Below are 15,576 nucleotides of genomic sequence, written 5' to 3'. Positions count from 1 at the left end.
AATGGTGGATACAACAATGCCGGCAGGGGGCCAGCGCAGCAGCGTGATACCGATGATCATCATCGGCGTGCTGTTCTTTATTTTCGGGTTCGTGACCTGGCTGAACGGGTCCCTGATCCCGTTCCTCAGGATCATCTGTGACCTGAACGAATTTCAGGCGCTGTTCGTCACCTTCGCCTTCTATATCGCCTATACGGTGATGGCCTACCCGATGGCCAAGGTGCTGGAAAAAACCGGCTACCGCAACGGCATGGCGCTGGGCCTCGCCATCATGGTGGTGGGCGTTCTGCTGTTCATTCCGGCAGCGATGACCAGCTATTATCTGTTCTTCCTGATCGGACTTTTCGTGCTGGGCACGGGCCTCACGATCCTGCAGACGGCATCGAACCCCTATGTGGTGATGGTAGGCCCGAAGGAAAGCGCGGCCATGCGCATTTCCATTATGGGCCTGATCAACAAGGGCGCGGGCGTTGTGGCGCCGATTGTGTTTACAGCCCTTGTGCTGTCTGACCTTGCCGACCCCGAAACCATCACGACAGCGGCGGAAAAACAGGCGCTGGCTGACAAGCTGGTGATGCCCTACATCTATATGGCCGTGGGCCTGACCGCCCTGATCGGGCTGGTAAAATTCTCCAACCTGCCGCACATCGACCCCGAAGAAGAAGTGGCAGAGGGCGAGGATGAGAAATCGAGCATCCTGGCGTTCCCACAAGTGATCCTGGGGGCCGTCGGGCTGTTCGCCTATGTGGGCGTGGAGGTGATCGCTGGCGACACCATCGGCCTCTTTGGCTCCAACATCGGGGTCACCAACTTCGCCAGCCTCACCAGCTACACCATGGTGTGCATGGTGATCGGGTACGTGATCGGCGTGACCTGCATCCCGAAATTCATCAGCCAGCAGCAGGCGCTTCTGGGCTCTGCCGTCGCGGGCATGCTGTGTGTCCTCGGCGCGGTCTTGAGCTCAACGGACTCGACGGCCATCGCGGATGTGCTGATCGGTTGGGCAGGTGTACCCACTGTGCCGAATGCCGTGATGTTCGTGGCTCTGATGGGCCTCGCGCATGCGCTGGTGTGGCCCGCCCTGTGGCCGCTGGCGCTTGACGGTCTTGGCAAGTTCACGGCGCAGGGTTCAGCGCTTCTGATCATGGGCATTGCGGGCGGTGCTGTCTTGCCGCTCGCGTTCGGCAAGCTCGCGCACAGCATGGGGGACATGCAGGCGGCCTACTGGATCGGCCTGCCCTGCTATCTGTACATCCTCTTTTACGCCCTCAAGGGCCACAAGATGCGCAGCTGGTAAAAGAACGACAGCGGGATTGATTTATTCATTTCCCAAACACGAAGGCCGCGGCTAACCCCGCGGCCTTTTCAGTTGCGTGCTCAGATACCATTCCCTAACATCCACATGAAACGAATGCATCGGCAAAAGGGGGCCGTAATTCTTGACGTCAGCAGCACTCATTTATTCAACTATCGCAGCGATGATACCGAGCGTAGCTTGCACCCAAAGCAATTCATCATTCCCACAAGACTTAGCTATTCAGCAAGCCAATTTAATAATCACCGCTAGATTGGTTAGCTTCTCGATTCCAGAGTCACAAGTTGGTGCCAACCAGCCGAGCTCCCTGATTTTGAACATCAAACCTGTGGCATCACTCAAGGGGGTCCCTCCTCAAGACCTGCAGATATTCTGGGAAGGAGGCACCGAACGCCAGTTCGTCAAGCTAAAGAACCAAGAAGTCCTCGTTGGTATCGTTCAAAACGATCCTGCAAAAGTGCAAATGTTTGGGCCTACATATTTTGCCAGTCTTCAAGGGTATCCAGAGGCAAACCTGCCTTGGGTATTAAACAGTTTTTGCGCACCACCGTTCCTCTTCTCCCAAAAACAAGACGCAGCCTTATTTGAGAGTGCTATGCGAGCGCTACGTGACTGAAGATAGAACGCTCTAGCTCTTCTTTACGAACTCGGACTTGAGGCCCATGGCGCCGATGCCGGGGATCTTGCAGTCGATATCATGGTCGCCGTCCACCAGACGGATGCCCTTGACCTTGGTGCCCACTTTGACAACGGATGAGCTGCCCTTCACCTTCAGGTCCTTGATCACCGTCACATCGTCACCGTCCTGCAGAATATTGCCGACGCTGTCGCGCACCGCGTTTGCATCTGCCGCCGCCGCATCCGCCGCAGGCGACCATTCGTGTGCGCATTCAGGGCAAATCATCAGCGCGCCGTCTTCGTAGGTGTAGGCGCTGTTGCATTTCGGGCAGGGTGGCAGATCACTCATGGTCTTATCCTTAAAGTCAAAACAGGCTTTTCTATACGCCCCTGCCCCCCATTCCCCAAGAAAAAAGGCCGCCTGGGAGAAGACGGCCTTTCATGCATGCGACTGCCGGGCGACTAATCGCGCGTCAGGCGCACGCGGTCGATGGCCCAGATCGGCTCATAATGGCTGGCCGCCACGTGGAAGCAGAGGGCCTTCGCGTCCGGCGCGTCAAGCGGCGCTGTCAGCGTGGTGATGCCGAAACTGTTCGTGGCCGGTGCGAGCGGCAGGCGGGCAATTTCCTCGCCGGTATCGCAGCTGTTTTTAAAGACCACAATCTCACCCACGTCGGTTTCCGGTTCCTTCAGAATCACATCATTGATCTGGTCGCCGATCTGGAAATTATACGGCAGGTTGCCGACAGCCACTTCAATGCCGGTCACGCCCGCCATATCGGGCACGTCATACATCCAGCAGGGCTGGATGATATCCACCAGCATGGCGGCGCGGTCCCCGTCGCGCGGGAAGTCGTCATCCAGCTTGATCGACAGCCATTTGGAGCACAGCGCCAGTTCGTCGCTCGTGCGCTCCGAGAGGCTGACGGCATCAAGCGCGCGGGTGCGCACGCCGGAAAGCGCCTCCCCATTCCAGAAAGCAGCAGCCTTCACGGCCTGGCCCGCGCTTGCATTGATCGGCCCTTCATAAAGGGCGGCATCCGCAGTTGGCGCACTGCCATCCAGCGTGTATCGGAACATGCCAACGCCGGTCTGACTTGAAAGCGTCACGGTGCGCTCGCTGCCCTCGCCTTTCACCACATCAATTTTGGGCGCGAAGGCACTGTCGGCCGGGCGGATGCCAAGCGCCTTCAAGCGGTCCATATGCGGCGCAAGTCGTCCCGCGAACTCATCGAAGTTCTTCTTTGCGGGATCAGACCACACGCTTTCAGCCACGGCCAGCAGACGCGGGAACACCATATGCTCGACGCGCTCGGGCGTGCGCATATGCTCACTGAAGATCGTCATCTCAGCGCCCAGGATGGCTTTCTGCTCTTCCGCCGTCAGTTCATCAGAGACCGGTTCGAACTCATAGACATCCTCAAGGGTCTGGATATGTTCGCGGCCCGGTGGTTCATGCCGGCTGTCTGATTGGCGGTAGTCTGTGTAATAGATGCTCGAGGGCGCCATCACCACCTGGCGCCCGGCCTTCGCAGCCTCAATGCCGCCTTTGGTGCCACGCCAGGACATGATGGCCGAATTGCCGATAGACCCGCCTTCCAGGATTTCATCCCAGCCGATCAGGCGCCTGCCGCGCGCGTCCAGATAATTGGCGAAATGGCGGGTGAAATAGGCCTGGATGTGATGCACATCATCGATCCCCAGCTCCGCCATGCGTTCCTTGATGCGGGCGCTTTCCGACCACTGTTTGGTCGCCACCTCGTCACCACCGATATGGATGAATTCTGACGGGAACAGCTCAAGCGTTTCGTCCATCACATCCTCAAGGAAAGTGATGGTGCCTTCTTCCAGATTGAAAGTGTTCTGGAAAATACCCCAGTCGGACATGTCACCCTCAAGCTTGGCCGTGCCCAGTTCCGGATAGGCCTTGATGGCCGCTGTGGCGTGGCCCGGCAGGTCAATTTCCGGCATCACCGTAATATGGCGCGCGGCCGCATAGGCCACAATCTCGCGCACATCGTCTTGCGTGTAGAAGCCGCAGTAAAGCCGCGCTTCGCCGGTGGCTTCGTCGATATCCGCATCCGGGCCATCACCGGCCGGTACGCGACAACCACCCACCTCCGTCAGCTTCGGGTATTTCTTGATCTCAAGCCGCCAGGCCTGGTCGTCCGTCATATGCCAGTGGAAGACATTCAGCTTGTGCGCCGCCATCACATCGAGGAATTTCTTGATGAACTCTTTCGAGCGGAAATGCCGCGCCACATCCAGCATGGCGCCGCGCCACTGAAGGCGGGGGGCGTCCTCAATGGTGCCGATGGCGAGTGGCGCCAATGTGCCATCGGTCGCGCCGTCCAGCATCTGCGCCAGTGTCATGGCGCCGTAAAACAGGCCCGCATCTCCAGACGCACTGACCGTCACGCCGGCTTTGTCAATATCGATCCGGTAAGCTTCTTCGCCTTCGACCAGAGGAGCTTTGACAAAACGGATATCCGCCTGCCCGCCTACCCGCTTGAGCGACACATCTGTGTAGCTCTGTACCAAAGCAGAAAACTGGTCAAAAAGCCCGCTATCGGGTGTGGAAACCCGCGCAACTTCTGGCATGATGATGCCCTCGTTACCATACGAAAGCTTCGCGGGCACCGGGATCACCTGCGGCGCCGGCGCCTTGTCAGTCGTCTCAAGCGCGCTGTCCTGGCCACAGCCGGTCAGTGCCAACAGCGATGCCACGGCAATACTGCCAATCAAACTCTTCACCATATGTCTCCGCCCTTTATCCTCGCCGCGTGCCCGCGGTCTGTTGGGCCTCCCCGGCCCGGAATTCTATTGCATGGGAAAAAAGCGGGGCTGGCACGAGCCTCTGCCCGTGCCGCCCCAGTTCCCCAATAACCAGTCCCGAAGGACTGTCATGGATAGTGAACCCGGACGGGAGATAACCGAGCCCGGGTTCGCTGCCATTCATGCGGAGGCTTTCGCCTCCATATCCTGTTCCGCTGTACCGTTCAGCTTTGCCAGATAGTCCGCGTGCGTCATTGTGAGCGCACAGGCGTTTTCCTGCATCTGGCGGAGCTGGCTGAACATGCGCTCGCTCTCTGCCCCATTGGCCGTCAGGCCAAGGGCGGGCGTATGCTGCATGCCGTATAGGATGTAGCGGTAATTCTCGTCCGTGAAGGTGGTGGAAAAAGCCCCCGCCAGGTCGTGATATTCACAGACCTTGTGCTTCCACACCTCAAGCTGCGCCTTCAGCCACGGGGTATGCTCGACCGTCTGAGGCGCCGCGCGCCAGAAAGCGGTATCGTCCCGATCTGTCAGGCAATAGTGCAGCACAATGAACTGCTTCAGGTCCTGGTAGAAGCCGCGCATCAACCGGTTAAAGCTCATGCGGCTGTCGTCTGTTGGCACGGCGCCCGCCAGATGCGTACCCATCAGCCCCGCCGCCAGATTGATCAGATGCAGGCCGGTGGACTCCAGCGGCTCGATAAAGCCGCCCGCCAGCCCAGTGGCGATCACATTGCCGACCCAGAAGCGTTTGCGGCAACCGATGCGCATCTTCAGGTGCGTGGATTTAAGCACCTTCGACTGTGGCCCCAGGAAGGCCCGCAGCTCCGCTTCGGCCTCATCCGCGGTCATGCGGTTGCCGTCATAAACGTAGCCCGTGCCCTGCCGGTTCGTCAGGTCAATCTGCCAGGCCCAGCCGTTCTTCAGCGCCGTTGCAACCGTATAGGGGTTCGGGGCTTCGCCGGGCGCGAGCTCCCGCTGTAGCGCGACCGCGCGGTTACACGGCAGGGCGTCCTCGAAGCTGTCCCAATTATCAGGCGCCACCTTGTCAATCAGCAGGCCCCGGAAACCCGTGCAATCAATGAACCAGTCGGCGCTGAAAGTCTGGCCGGTGTTGGTATGGATCGCGGTGATCGTCTCGCCCGCCACATCGATATCGTCGATGGTGGCTTCCACATGCACCACGCCCGCCTCAACTGCCTTGCGCCGAAGGAACCGCGCCAGAAGCGTCGCATCAAGATGGTAACCATAGGGCACCACGCCCTGATAGGCGGGGGTGTTTGGCCCCTTCGGCCCGTGCCCACGTTTGATCATTTCGGCAGACAGGCACACGCCTTCGTCAAAACGCTCAGTCGCCGCGCGGCCCGAGAGGAACCACATACTGGAAATATCCAGCACACGCCCCAGCCGTTGGTGCTCGAACGGGTGGAAATATTCGTGCGTCTCCCCACCCACCGGCTTCATCCAGTTCCTGAACATGATGCCCAGCTTCAGCGTCGCGTTCGTCTCGCGCATCAGTTCGGCTTCATCCAGCCCCATAGCGGCAAAGAAGAAACGCACGCTGTGGACCGTGGCTTCCCCTACGCCGATGATGCCGATGTCGGGGCTTTCCACCACGGTGATATCGACCGTCTTTTCCGCGTGGTTATACAGCCGGTTCAGGTAAAGCGCCGTCATCCAGCCGGCAGACCCGCCACCCGCAACCAATATCGATTTTCTGGTATCAGATTCCATGCCTACACCTTCTGGATGCCATACTGCTTGATGCGGTCGATCAGCTGACGGTGCGGCAGCAGTTGGCCCATCATCTGGTCCGCCATCTGGCGCACATAGCCGAAATCCTCGCGTGCAAGGGCGGTATCGGTATAGCGGTGCTCAAGCGGGGCCATGTTGGTTTCAAACCCCATGCCGTAGAGCACATAGAGATAATTCTCGATCCCGAACACGTCGAACTTGTTGGGGAAGTCATAAACGGTCGGCGGCTGGGTGCGCCACAGCGCCAGATTTTCCCTGAGGCCTTCCGGCAGCTTGGCTTCATCGCGGTTATCGCGCCAGAAAGCGGTGTCATCCCGCTTTGAGAGGCAATAATGCAGCTTGATGAAGTCGATCACCCGGTCCCAAGCGTTGCGGACCCGGTCATTGAAGCGCTTGGCCAACAAGGGCATGGCGGCTTGCGTAGGCGGGAACTGGTCTGCCAGCATGCGCGCCGTGGCGTCAAACACCAAAAGGCCCGTGGCCTCCAGCGGTTCGACAAAGCCCTGGCTCATGCCGATGGCGACACAGTTTTTTTCCCAGAATTTTTCGCGGTAGCCGATGCGCATGGGGATGCGGCGGGTGGCCACCTCATCGGCCGCGTCACCGATGCTTTCGCGCAGATAGTCCCGCAGCACCGCCTCGGCGCGGTCATGGTCGGTATAGTCAGCGGCATAGACATAGCCGGTACCGCGGCGCTCGGTGAGCCCGATATCCCAGATCCAGCCAGCTTCCCTGGCGGTCGAGATCGTGTGGCACGGAATGGGCGCGTCCGGACTGGCGTACGGCACCTGCGCCGCCACCGCGTGGTCGACAAACAGCGTATCGCGCTTGTCTATGAACCCGACCCCCATCTTCTGCCCCAGAAGAAGCGACGAGAAGCCCGTGCAGTCCACAAACAGGTCGGCTTCCAAGTCGCCACACGCGTCCGTCGTGACCGCCTGAATTGACCCGTCTTGGACCAACACCACGTCCGTGACATTCGCCAGTTTATGCTCAACACCGAGCTTTGAGGTCGCATGTTTGGTCAGGAAGGCAGCAAGCTTGGCGGCGTCCAGATGATAGGCGTAGCTTGTGAGCCCCTCATACTGGCGGTTGGTCATCACCTTGGGCCCGAGCCCCGCGTCACACACCTGGCCCTGCACCGAGACGGCGTCCACGAAAGACGCATTGCCCGCCCCGCCCATCAGCCAGTAGGGCGTCAAATCTAGGCCATTGTTGGCCGGATAGTCGAACACATGATGGTAGGCATGGCTGGTCCGGTTCGGGGCGTGCAGCCAATCGACAAATTTGATGCTTTGCTTGAAAGTGGCATCGCATTCGCGGATGAAATCCGCCTCATCGATGCCCAGATGCTGAAGGCTTTTTCGGATGGCAGGGACAGTGCCCTCGCCCACGCCGATGGTGGGAATATCAGCCGATTCCACCAGGGTCACGCGGACGCCCGTAGCGTCCGCAGACCTTAAAGCTTTAGCCAGATGACAGGCGGCCAGCCAGCCAGCGGTTCCCCCGCCGACGACCAGCACATGTTTGATTAATGTATCATGCCCGCCACCTGCTGCCATTACGCCTCGCTTTCGCCCAGTTCGCTCTTGAGCTTGCCAAGCCGGCGGATCTGATTGATGGAAATCAGATGCGCGTAAATCACGTGCAGAACGCCACGCTTCTTCAGGTCGAGGGATTTTTCATCGTCAAGCTCATTGAGCTTCTTCTCGTCGATCACATAAATGCCGTTGAGGTTGATCTGCTGGCCGTTCACTTCAACCGTCAGGTTACGCTCCACCAGGAGGTCCAGCTCAGCGATCAGCTGGATCAAGCCCTGGGTGATCTGGCTGTGCTCGAAATAGGCTGTGATGGCCTCTTTGCGGTTCGTCAGATAATCGGTTTCCTTGCCGTCAAGGAACAGGGCCTGGCCTTCACTGCCGACCTGCTTGGCATCTGTATCCAGCGCCAGCATCAGCTGGGTTTCGTCATGCTGCGTCGGCATCAGACGGAACGGGAAGGTTGCCACGATACCCGGAATATACATGCCCAGCCATTTGCCGTCTTTCACCAGCAGGTTTTCGCCTGGCTGCAGGCCCAGCATGGCCACAGACTGGAACTGGCCGGTCTCGGCATGCTTGACAAACACAACAGGCACGTCAGTGGAAACCTGAACGAATTCGTGCGCAACAACAGGCACAACATGCTGGTTGGCGACATGATCGAAACCGATATTGTCGTTAACTTTAAGGTCGGCGTGCTGCTCGACATTCAGGGCTACAAGATTGGTCACGGGTTACGCTCCACAATTAAAATGCAATAAAAGGTTCGGCTCCTTATATCGCATTTGCAGGAAAAGGGGAGTCTTGCTCCCCTTCCCTAATCTTTTTTCCGAGCCTTAGTATTTGAAGCTCACACCAACCAGGATGCGGCGCGGCATTTCATACTCATAGAGCGGGAAACCACCGGTGAAGCCGCTGTTGGCTGTCGGCGTTGCGTTGTTGCCGAACTGCTTGGCGCTTTTCTCCAGGATATTGATCACATCCACATTCACCGAAATCTGGCTGGTGACATAGTAGGATGCGCTGAAGTCCAGCGAGCCATAAGCCTTGTGCAGACGGTTGCCGTATGCGCCTGTCTCACGCAGCATATATTTGCTGCGGTAGTTGTAGGAAAGGCGCGCCCGGAAGTCTTCATTCTCATAGTAGCCGGTTGCGTTGAAGCTGTGCTTGGACGCGTCGGAGAGAACTTCCTGGCCATCAGTGAAGGTATCGGCGTCATCAGCGGCACTGTCGGTGTAGGTATAGTTCAGTACTGTACCAAAGCCGTTCGCGAACTCTTGCTGATACTGCAGCTCGAAGCCCTTGATATTGGCCGACTTGCCGTTGATCTTTTCCTGAACAGTCCAGCCGAACGGAACCTCTGTATCGCGCATCGTGCCCGGGAAGCCAATTTCGGCCGTTGTTGCAGAATATTCGGTGTTCGACACGAAGTTCTTCACGTCCTTGAGGAAGAAGCCTGCGGACAGGATTGAGCCCTCAGCGAAGTAATACTCGAGCGACACATCGAACTGGTCGGAGATGAAAGGCTTCAGGCCCACATTACCAACAATCCAGAACTGGTTGTCCGGCAGGTCGTCATTCGCGCCCACAACGTTCGGGTTCACATACATGTCCACATATTGTGGGCGTGTCATCACGCGGGCAGCAGAGGCGCGCAGAACCAGATCTTCCTTCAGGTCCATCGCCACGTTGAAGCTTGGCAGGAACTGGGAATATTTGGCGTTCGTGGACGTCAGCTGGTTGTTCAGATAGTAGGTGCTGGTGGCGCTGGTGTGCACATAGCGTACACCGGCGTTACCGCGGAAGCCGTCGCCTTCGAACGTGGCCATAACGTAGGCGGCCGTGTTCTTTTCGTCGATTTCGCTGTAGGCACCCAGAATCTCGGTCTCACCCGTGATACTGGCCTTGGCCCAATCCTTCACCGCATCGGCATCAATACGCAGGATCTGATAGTCGCCCGCACCCACATCAATCAGGCCCGCATTCAGGCCGCTGGTGGAAATGCGCGGATCGAAACCAGCTTCCTGGTTGAAGGTGAACTGACGGCTGGTGGTGTTGTGGTCGGCATAGCGAAGGCCGGTCTTGATCGACTTGATCAGGCCCAGGTCCACGTCATACTCGACGTCGGCTTGCGCATAAAACTCTTCGTCGGTCTTCGGCGTCTTGTTGAAGGCCGAACCTGTACCCATCACCAGGGAACCGGGATCATAGGATGTGATGTCGAACGACGCCGTATCCCATGTCTGGTTGCCGCCTGTGAAATCGTAGGTGCCGCCAGGAATGGCCGTGCCGCCCGTACCGTCCTCGAGAACCATCTCGAAGTCCGTGCCGCCGGAAGACGTCGTCTTGCCGATCTGGAAATCCACCTGATAGCCGTCGCCACGATATTCAGCATCGAAATCATACACGCGGGATTTCATGGTCGCTTCACGGGGACGCGCCTGATAGTAGGCGACACCAAGCGGGCCGCACACAGGTGTTGCGTTCTGCAGGCAGTTTTCCGGCACATCAACACCAGACCAGGACGTGTTGCCTTGGGTCAGCCACAGGGCATAGTTGGTGTTGTCTGCTTTCATCTGCATGTCCACCCAGTTGGCGGTCAGCGTCAGGGCGTCTGTTGGCTCGAACTGCACGGTGGTGTTGAAGGCACGACGCTTGCGGTCCTGCTCGAACGCAACCGGGCCTGCGCCCCATTCCCAGAATGCCTCGTTACCCTGGCGCTGCATCTGGCGGCGCTGGTAAACGGCAGACATCAGCACGCCGAAATTACCGCGCTCGTTCTTCCAGCTCACGAGGCCGGAAAGCTGCGGGTCAATCTCGCCGCTGTCGTTGGTGTGGGCGCCTTCAGCCGATGCATAGATCGACAGGTCGTCCATCTCAAGCGGCTTGCGGGTGTTGATCACAACCGTACCGCCCACGCCGCCTTCATTCAGGTCAGCCTGCGACGATTTATAAACTTCGATGTTGCCCACAAGCTCAGACGGCAGCAGCGAATAGTTGAAACTGCGGCGTGCCGGCTCGAACACGAACCAACCGGTGGAAGCCACATTCTGGCCGTTGAGCGTGGTCAGTGTCATATTCTGGCTGGCGCCGCGAATGGCTACACCTTGGCCTTCGCCGAACTGGCGCTGAATGGTCACACCGGAAATGCGCTGCAGGGATTCTGCCACGTTCTTGTCCGGGAACTTACCGATATCTTCCGCAGAGATCGCATCCACGATGGCATAGCTGGAGCGCTTGGTCTCAAGACTTTGGCGCAGAGCACCACGGATACCCGTGATGGTGATCTCTTCGAATTCTTCCATCCCGCTGTCCTGGCTCTCCTGAGCCTGCGCAGCCATGGCGACACTTGCCAGAGCAATCGCACTTACCGAGCGGTAAAGCGTACGTTTGGTGAAACTCATTTTTTCCTCCTGGTTCCCAACCTTTGAGCGGCCGCTGGCGCTGCAATCACAGCCGCCCTGTTTTTGGCCTTCTTTATCTCCCTTCGCATCAGTGCCCTCTTTCGTTTTTCATGGCTTATGATGAGCAACTAAGCGAATCCATGTACCAGCCAGCCGCGCCAATGACGCCAAGCTGACCGTGTTCGATCAGGTTCACGGGGATCGCTTCCAGAAAAGGGCGCATCTCGCCCTTTGCCGTGAAGCGGTCCATGAACCGGCTTTCGATCAAAAATTCTCTGATTTTCGGCAGGATGCCGCCCGCGAGATACAGGCCGCCGCGCGCGCCGTAGCTGAGCGCAAAATTGCCTGCGGCACTGCCAAGCAGCTCACAAAAGAGCGCCAGCGTCTCAGCGGCATCCTTGTCTTTGCCGCCAAGCGCGGCCTCCGAAATGGCTTCAGGCGTGGTCAGCACCGCCGCGCGGCCAGAGACCGTCGCCAGCGCCTGATAAAGGTTCAAAAGTCCGGGGCCCGACAGCACATGCTCGACCGACACGAAACCGAGCTTGGCGCGGAGCGCCTTATAAATCTCAATCTCAAGGTCTGTCTCTGGCGCGAAGGAGGCCTGGCCGGCTTCCGTATTCAGCGCCGCGGGGCTCGCCGGCCCCTGGATCAGAACCGAAGCCCCAAGGCCGGTGCCCGGGCCGATCACGGCCACGGCGCCGCGCTCGGGGCGCACAGCCCGGCGGTTCAGCACCAGCACATCGGCGGGGTTCAGATACTGCGTGCCGTAGGCCACGGCGACAAAATCATTGATGGCGCAGACCTCAGCGAGGCCCAGCTTCTTGCGCACATCCGCCAGCGACACGCGCCAGGGCATGTTGGCGGCGATCAGGTCGTCGCCTATGAAATAGCCACAGCTGGCAATTGATGCGCCGGAAATTTCTTTCGCGTTCATACCGGACAGGAAATCGTCCAGGATCGCATCCAGGCCGGGATAGTCGGCGTTGCGATACTTATGGTACTTGCGCACCGTCAGCGGGCGCGCCGTGCGGTCAGCCCGTGCAATTAAGCTGAGCCTGGAGTGGGTGCCACCGATATCCGCGGCGACAACGGGGGCCTGTTCAACCATGCCCAGCCTCCGGTCCCGCGCAGCGGATATATTTAAACCAATACTCAAACACATACCCTCCCCAGGCTCATCGGGTCCGGTCGAAAAACACCAAAAACGACCTACGACCCCCAATTCATCTTCTGCTCAGGCCACCTCACTCCCCGGAAGGGGTGGGGAAGGAGACAAGCTCGCTTCCCCGGGAAGGCCTCACAGAGCCATCTTTTCATGAGATAAAATGACAACGTTGTCCATAGCTTTTTATAAAAAAATGCTCACGTTGTCATTTTTGTGACATCGTTATCATTATTAACTGATTGAATCCTCTCGGAATCCCGGATTCCTGACCTTCTGGTCAACATGACAACGTTGACTATTCAGTCAGGCCGGGTCATAACGAATTTCACAACCATTCCGGACCAAACCGGGGGAGAATCGGGCACCAGATGCCCTTTTGAAATTCGGGCAGATAGAATGCCCCTTAGGGAAGAAAAGGCTGCGTTTTGTCCAAGGCCACGATCAAAGATGTTGCCCGCGTTGCCGGGGTATCGCTGAAGACCGTTTCTCGCGTCATCAACAATGAGCCCACGGTGAAGGAAGCCACCCGCAAGAAAGTGCGGGCTGTGATCGACGACCTGAAATATCAGCCGGACATGTCGGCCCGGAACCTGCGCGGCAACAAGTCATACGCCATCGGGCTCGTTTATGATAACCCGAACCCCTACTATGTGGTGGATGTGCAGGAAGGCGTGCTGAAGGCCTGCCGCGAAATGGGCTACAGCCTGCAGATTCACCCGTGCGACGCCGCCCATGACGGCATCGTGCAGGAACTTTGCGACCTGGTGAACAATTCCCGGCTCGCAGGGCTCGTGATCGCGCCCCCGGTGTCGGAAAATGAAGCCATCACAAATGCACTCGCGGAACACGGCATCCATTTCGTGCGCATCATCTCTGCCTCCGAGCCGCCCAAAGGCAAAGCACCCTGCGTGTATGTCAATGACCGCGCAGCGGCCAGAAGCGTGGCCGAGCATCTGATCGACCATGGCCACACGCGGATTGCTTTCCTGTCGGGCGAAGAGGAACACCTTTCCACCCCCGAACGCCGCGCCGGTTTCAAGGAAGCCCTGAAGGCCCACGGCATCAGCGTCGACGACAGCCTGGTGCTACCCGGCGCCTATTCGTTCGACAGTGGGTTCGAGCGCGCGACCAAACTGATGGAACGCAGCGACCGCCCCAGCGCCATCTTCGGCTGTAACGATGAAATCGCGGCTGGCGCGCTGGCAGCCGTCAAGACATCCGGCCTCACGGTGCCAGGCGATGTGGCCATCGCGGGGTTCGAGAACAGTCCCTTCAGCCAGCACAGCCGCCCGCCGCTGACAACCGCCGCCCAGTCGATTGGGGAGATCGCCCGCCAGGCCATGATGCTGCTGATTGCCGAGATGCGCCCACAGGCGTTGGCGGAAGGCGAAGTGCAAACCACAACAGCCGAGTTCGTACCCGAGCTGATCGAGCGCCCTTCGACGGCCTAGCCCAATCGGCAAAGCGACACAATTAGTGGAACTGTCTTTCCCAGTTTCCTGGCATTCTTAGATTATCTGACCGGCTCATTTGTCATAAAGAGGCCCATGTCATGCACATGCGTTGGCAACAGCGCATATCCGACATTGGAAATAGGCATAGTTTCCCCCAAAAAACGATGGAATGATTACGGATCGACAAGTGGGTTGTCGGGTGGCACGCGGGCGCCAAAATAATGAGCTTCGGCAAAAAAGAGCTGCTGGGTAGATGGGTCGAAGAATGCTTTGGTCGTAAAGCGAGGTTGGTCGAAGGTCTGTCCCCCCAGATGGAAGACCATCGGCGGCGCTAGCTTGTTGGATTCGTGCAGGGTCAACTGCCTCTTTTCTTCGTCGGAAAGGTGTTCCCTGTGCAGGATTATGTAACCTTTCGGCAGAGGGCCATCCAGCCAAACTTCATTTTCAATTACTGGAAAGGAGAGCATATCGCGCAGACCGGGGTGGAGAGACATTCCTTCTTGGGCTGCGCGGCTCCAGCTTGTATGACTTGACCGCAAGCCCCCCCATCGTTGTTGGGGAACCACAACCGCCCGTATATTTGTACGCTCTGGGCCAAACCTTTGTTGAGCAATCTCTCTGATCTTCCAGTCGAACTCGCCGCTCGGCAGTGCGGCGGGTTTCGTCATGCCTTCCAGGAGAGCATCGAGTCCCTCAACCTTGCCGCGCCATTCTGCATGTTCTAGGCGCCATCCGGCGTATCCCTTGTACCCGATGGTTACGATCGAGCGCTTTTCCTTCGCGGGCACCCCCCAGAACATGTCCTCTGGATAATTGCCGTTTTCATCCGGCCCCTTGCGTAAGGCTTCCGGGTGATAGAGGCCGGAAAACCAGGCGAATTGATCAATTGGCGATGCCTTCCTGTCCTCGACCAGCTTGGTCTCAATGGAGAAGTTCTTGAAGCGCGCACCCGGAGCCGTCTTGAACGCGTCGGACATGTAAAATTCTATTGTTTCAGCTTTCTTGGCGTCCGGCGTCCAGCCAACGATGGGAGTGCGATTGGTCGCGCTGTCTTGTATTGCATAGCTGGAGGCATCATTCGGATTGCCAATAAGGTGGTAGCCACAAAAATAGGGCGTGCGAACCATGAGGGCGCTGCCGTCCGGCAGCACTTCGCCAAAGGCGCGGGGGATGGATATCCACTGGGTTTCCCGGCGCGACGTCAGCGTCTTCCAGAAATTCAAGAGGCTGATCTGGATGCTGTCGCCAGTTGCGAAGGTCTGGCAGGTGATGACCCGTTCGATATGCACCGGTTGGCCGTTTACCTCCACGTCCACGGTGACTTGCGCGTGGAAGGTGGGTTTATGGTCCGGGCGCTGCAGGAACTTGATCGTGCCATATGCCAGGATCGGCAGCAGAATGACCGCGATCAGGGCGCCAAGGCGGCCGCGGGATGATTTGCCGAGGTGCTCAGTTGGGGTGTTGCCATCACTCATAAGAAGGTTCCTGTTGCCGCATGTGACAACAGTAGCGCGGACCGAGGGCGATGCAACCCTTCCCTGTAACTCTG

General features: G+C 58.3%; 11 protein-coding genes. 3 read left to right on the top strand and 8 right to left on the bottom strand.

Going from position 1 to position 15,576, the window contains the following annotated elements:
* Position 1: 1 nt before the first annotated feature.
* Positions 2–1,297 (top strand): sugar MFS transporter, encoded by a 1,296-nt coding sequence (locus tag B3Z17_RS09870; RefSeq protein ID WP_286829649.1) that lies wholly within the window; start codon positions 2–4, stop codon positions 1,295–1,297.
* A 142-nt stretch (positions 1,298–1,439) separates the two neighbouring features.
* Positions 1,440–1,931 carry a hypothetical protein gene (locus B3Z17_RS09865; RefSeq protein WP_286829648.1) on the top strand — a complete coding sequence of 164 codons (492 nt, stop codon included), beginning with the start codon at positions 1,440–1,442 and terminating at the stop codon, positions 1,929–1,931.
* Between the two features lie 12 nt (positions 1,932–1,943).
* Here B3Z17_RS09865 and B3Z17_RS09860 read toward each other — a convergent pair whose 3' ends face one another.
* From B3Z17_RS09860 to glk, 7 genes are all read right to left on the bottom strand, one after another.
* A complete protein-coding gene (locus tag B3Z17_RS09860; RefSeq protein WP_286829647.1) occupies positions 1,944–2,282 on the bottom strand; it encodes a zinc ribbon domain-containing protein YjdM in 339 nt (112 codons plus the stop codon).
* Positions 2,283–2,395: 113 nt separating this feature from the next.
* Positions 2,396–4,690 carry a beta-N-acetylhexosaminidase gene (locus B3Z17_RS09855; RefSeq protein WP_286829646.1) on the bottom strand — a complete coding sequence of 765 codons (2,295 nt, stop codon included), beginning with the start codon at positions 4,688–4,690 and terminating at the stop codon, positions 2,396–2,398.
* A 198-nt stretch (positions 4,691–4,888) separates the two neighbouring features.
* Positions 4,889–6,442 (bottom strand): tryptophan halogenase family protein, encoded by a 1,554-nt coding sequence (locus B3Z17_RS09850; protein WP_286829645.1) that lies wholly within the window; start codon positions 6,440–6,442, stop codon positions 4,889–4,891.
* Positions 6,443–6,444: 2 nt separating this feature from the next.
* The gene (locus tag B3Z17_RS09845; protein WP_286829644.1) at positions 6,445–8,025 is read right to left on the bottom strand and encodes a tryptophan halogenase family protein; all 1,581 of its coding nucleotides are present in this window, start codon (positions 8,023–8,025) and stop codon (positions 6,445–6,447) included.
* Complete coding sequence (locus B3Z17_RS09840) at positions 8,025–8,735, bottom strand: SapC family protein (protein WP_068304519.1); 711 nt, start codon at positions 8,733–8,735, stop codon at positions 8,025–8,027. Before B3Z17_RS09840 ends, B3Z17_RS09845 begins: the two co-directional genes overlap by 1 nt.
* Positions 8,736–8,840: 105 nt before the next feature.
* Positions 8,841–11,408: a TonB-dependent receptor gene (locus tag B3Z17_RS09835; protein WP_286829643.1), complete on the bottom strand. Its 2,568-nt coding sequence runs from the start codon at positions 11,406–11,408 to the stop codon at positions 8,841–8,843.
* A gap of 115 nt (positions 11,409–11,523) precedes the next feature.
* Positions 11,524–12,516: a glucokinase gene (gene glk / locus B3Z17_RS09830; RefSeq protein ID WP_286829642.1), complete on the bottom strand. Its 993-nt coding sequence runs from the start codon at positions 12,514–12,516 to the stop codon at positions 11,524–11,526.
* 482 nt (positions 12,517–12,998) lie between these two features.
* On the opposite strand from glk, the gene B3Z17_RS09825 reads away from it, so the two are divergent.
* Positions 12,999–14,024 (top strand): LacI family DNA-binding transcriptional regulator, encoded by a 1,026-nt coding sequence (locus B3Z17_RS09825; RefSeq protein ID WP_068304525.1) that lies wholly within the window; start codon positions 12,999–13,001, stop codon positions 14,022–14,024.
* 176 nt (positions 14,025–14,200) lie between these two features.
* Here the strand turns inward: B3Z17_RS09825 and B3Z17_RS09820 are convergent, their stop codons facing one another.
* Positions 14,201–15,502, bottom strand: coding sequence for a hypothetical protein (locus tag B3Z17_RS09820; protein ID WP_286829641.1), 1,302 nt, complete (start codon positions 15,500–15,502; stop codon positions 14,201–14,203).
* Positions 15,503–15,576 lie beyond the last annotated feature (74 nt).

Origin of the sequence: Kordiimonas sp. UBA4487 (assembly GCF_002389025.1) — a bacterium.
In the GTDB taxonomy this organism is placed as follows: domain Bacteria; phylum Pseudomonadota; class Alphaproteobacteria; order Sphingomonadales; family Kordiimonadaceae; genus Kordiimonas; species Kordiimonas lacus.
Note: the sequence above shows the minus strand (reverse complement) of the source record. Positions and strands in the feature narration are given on the sequence as shown.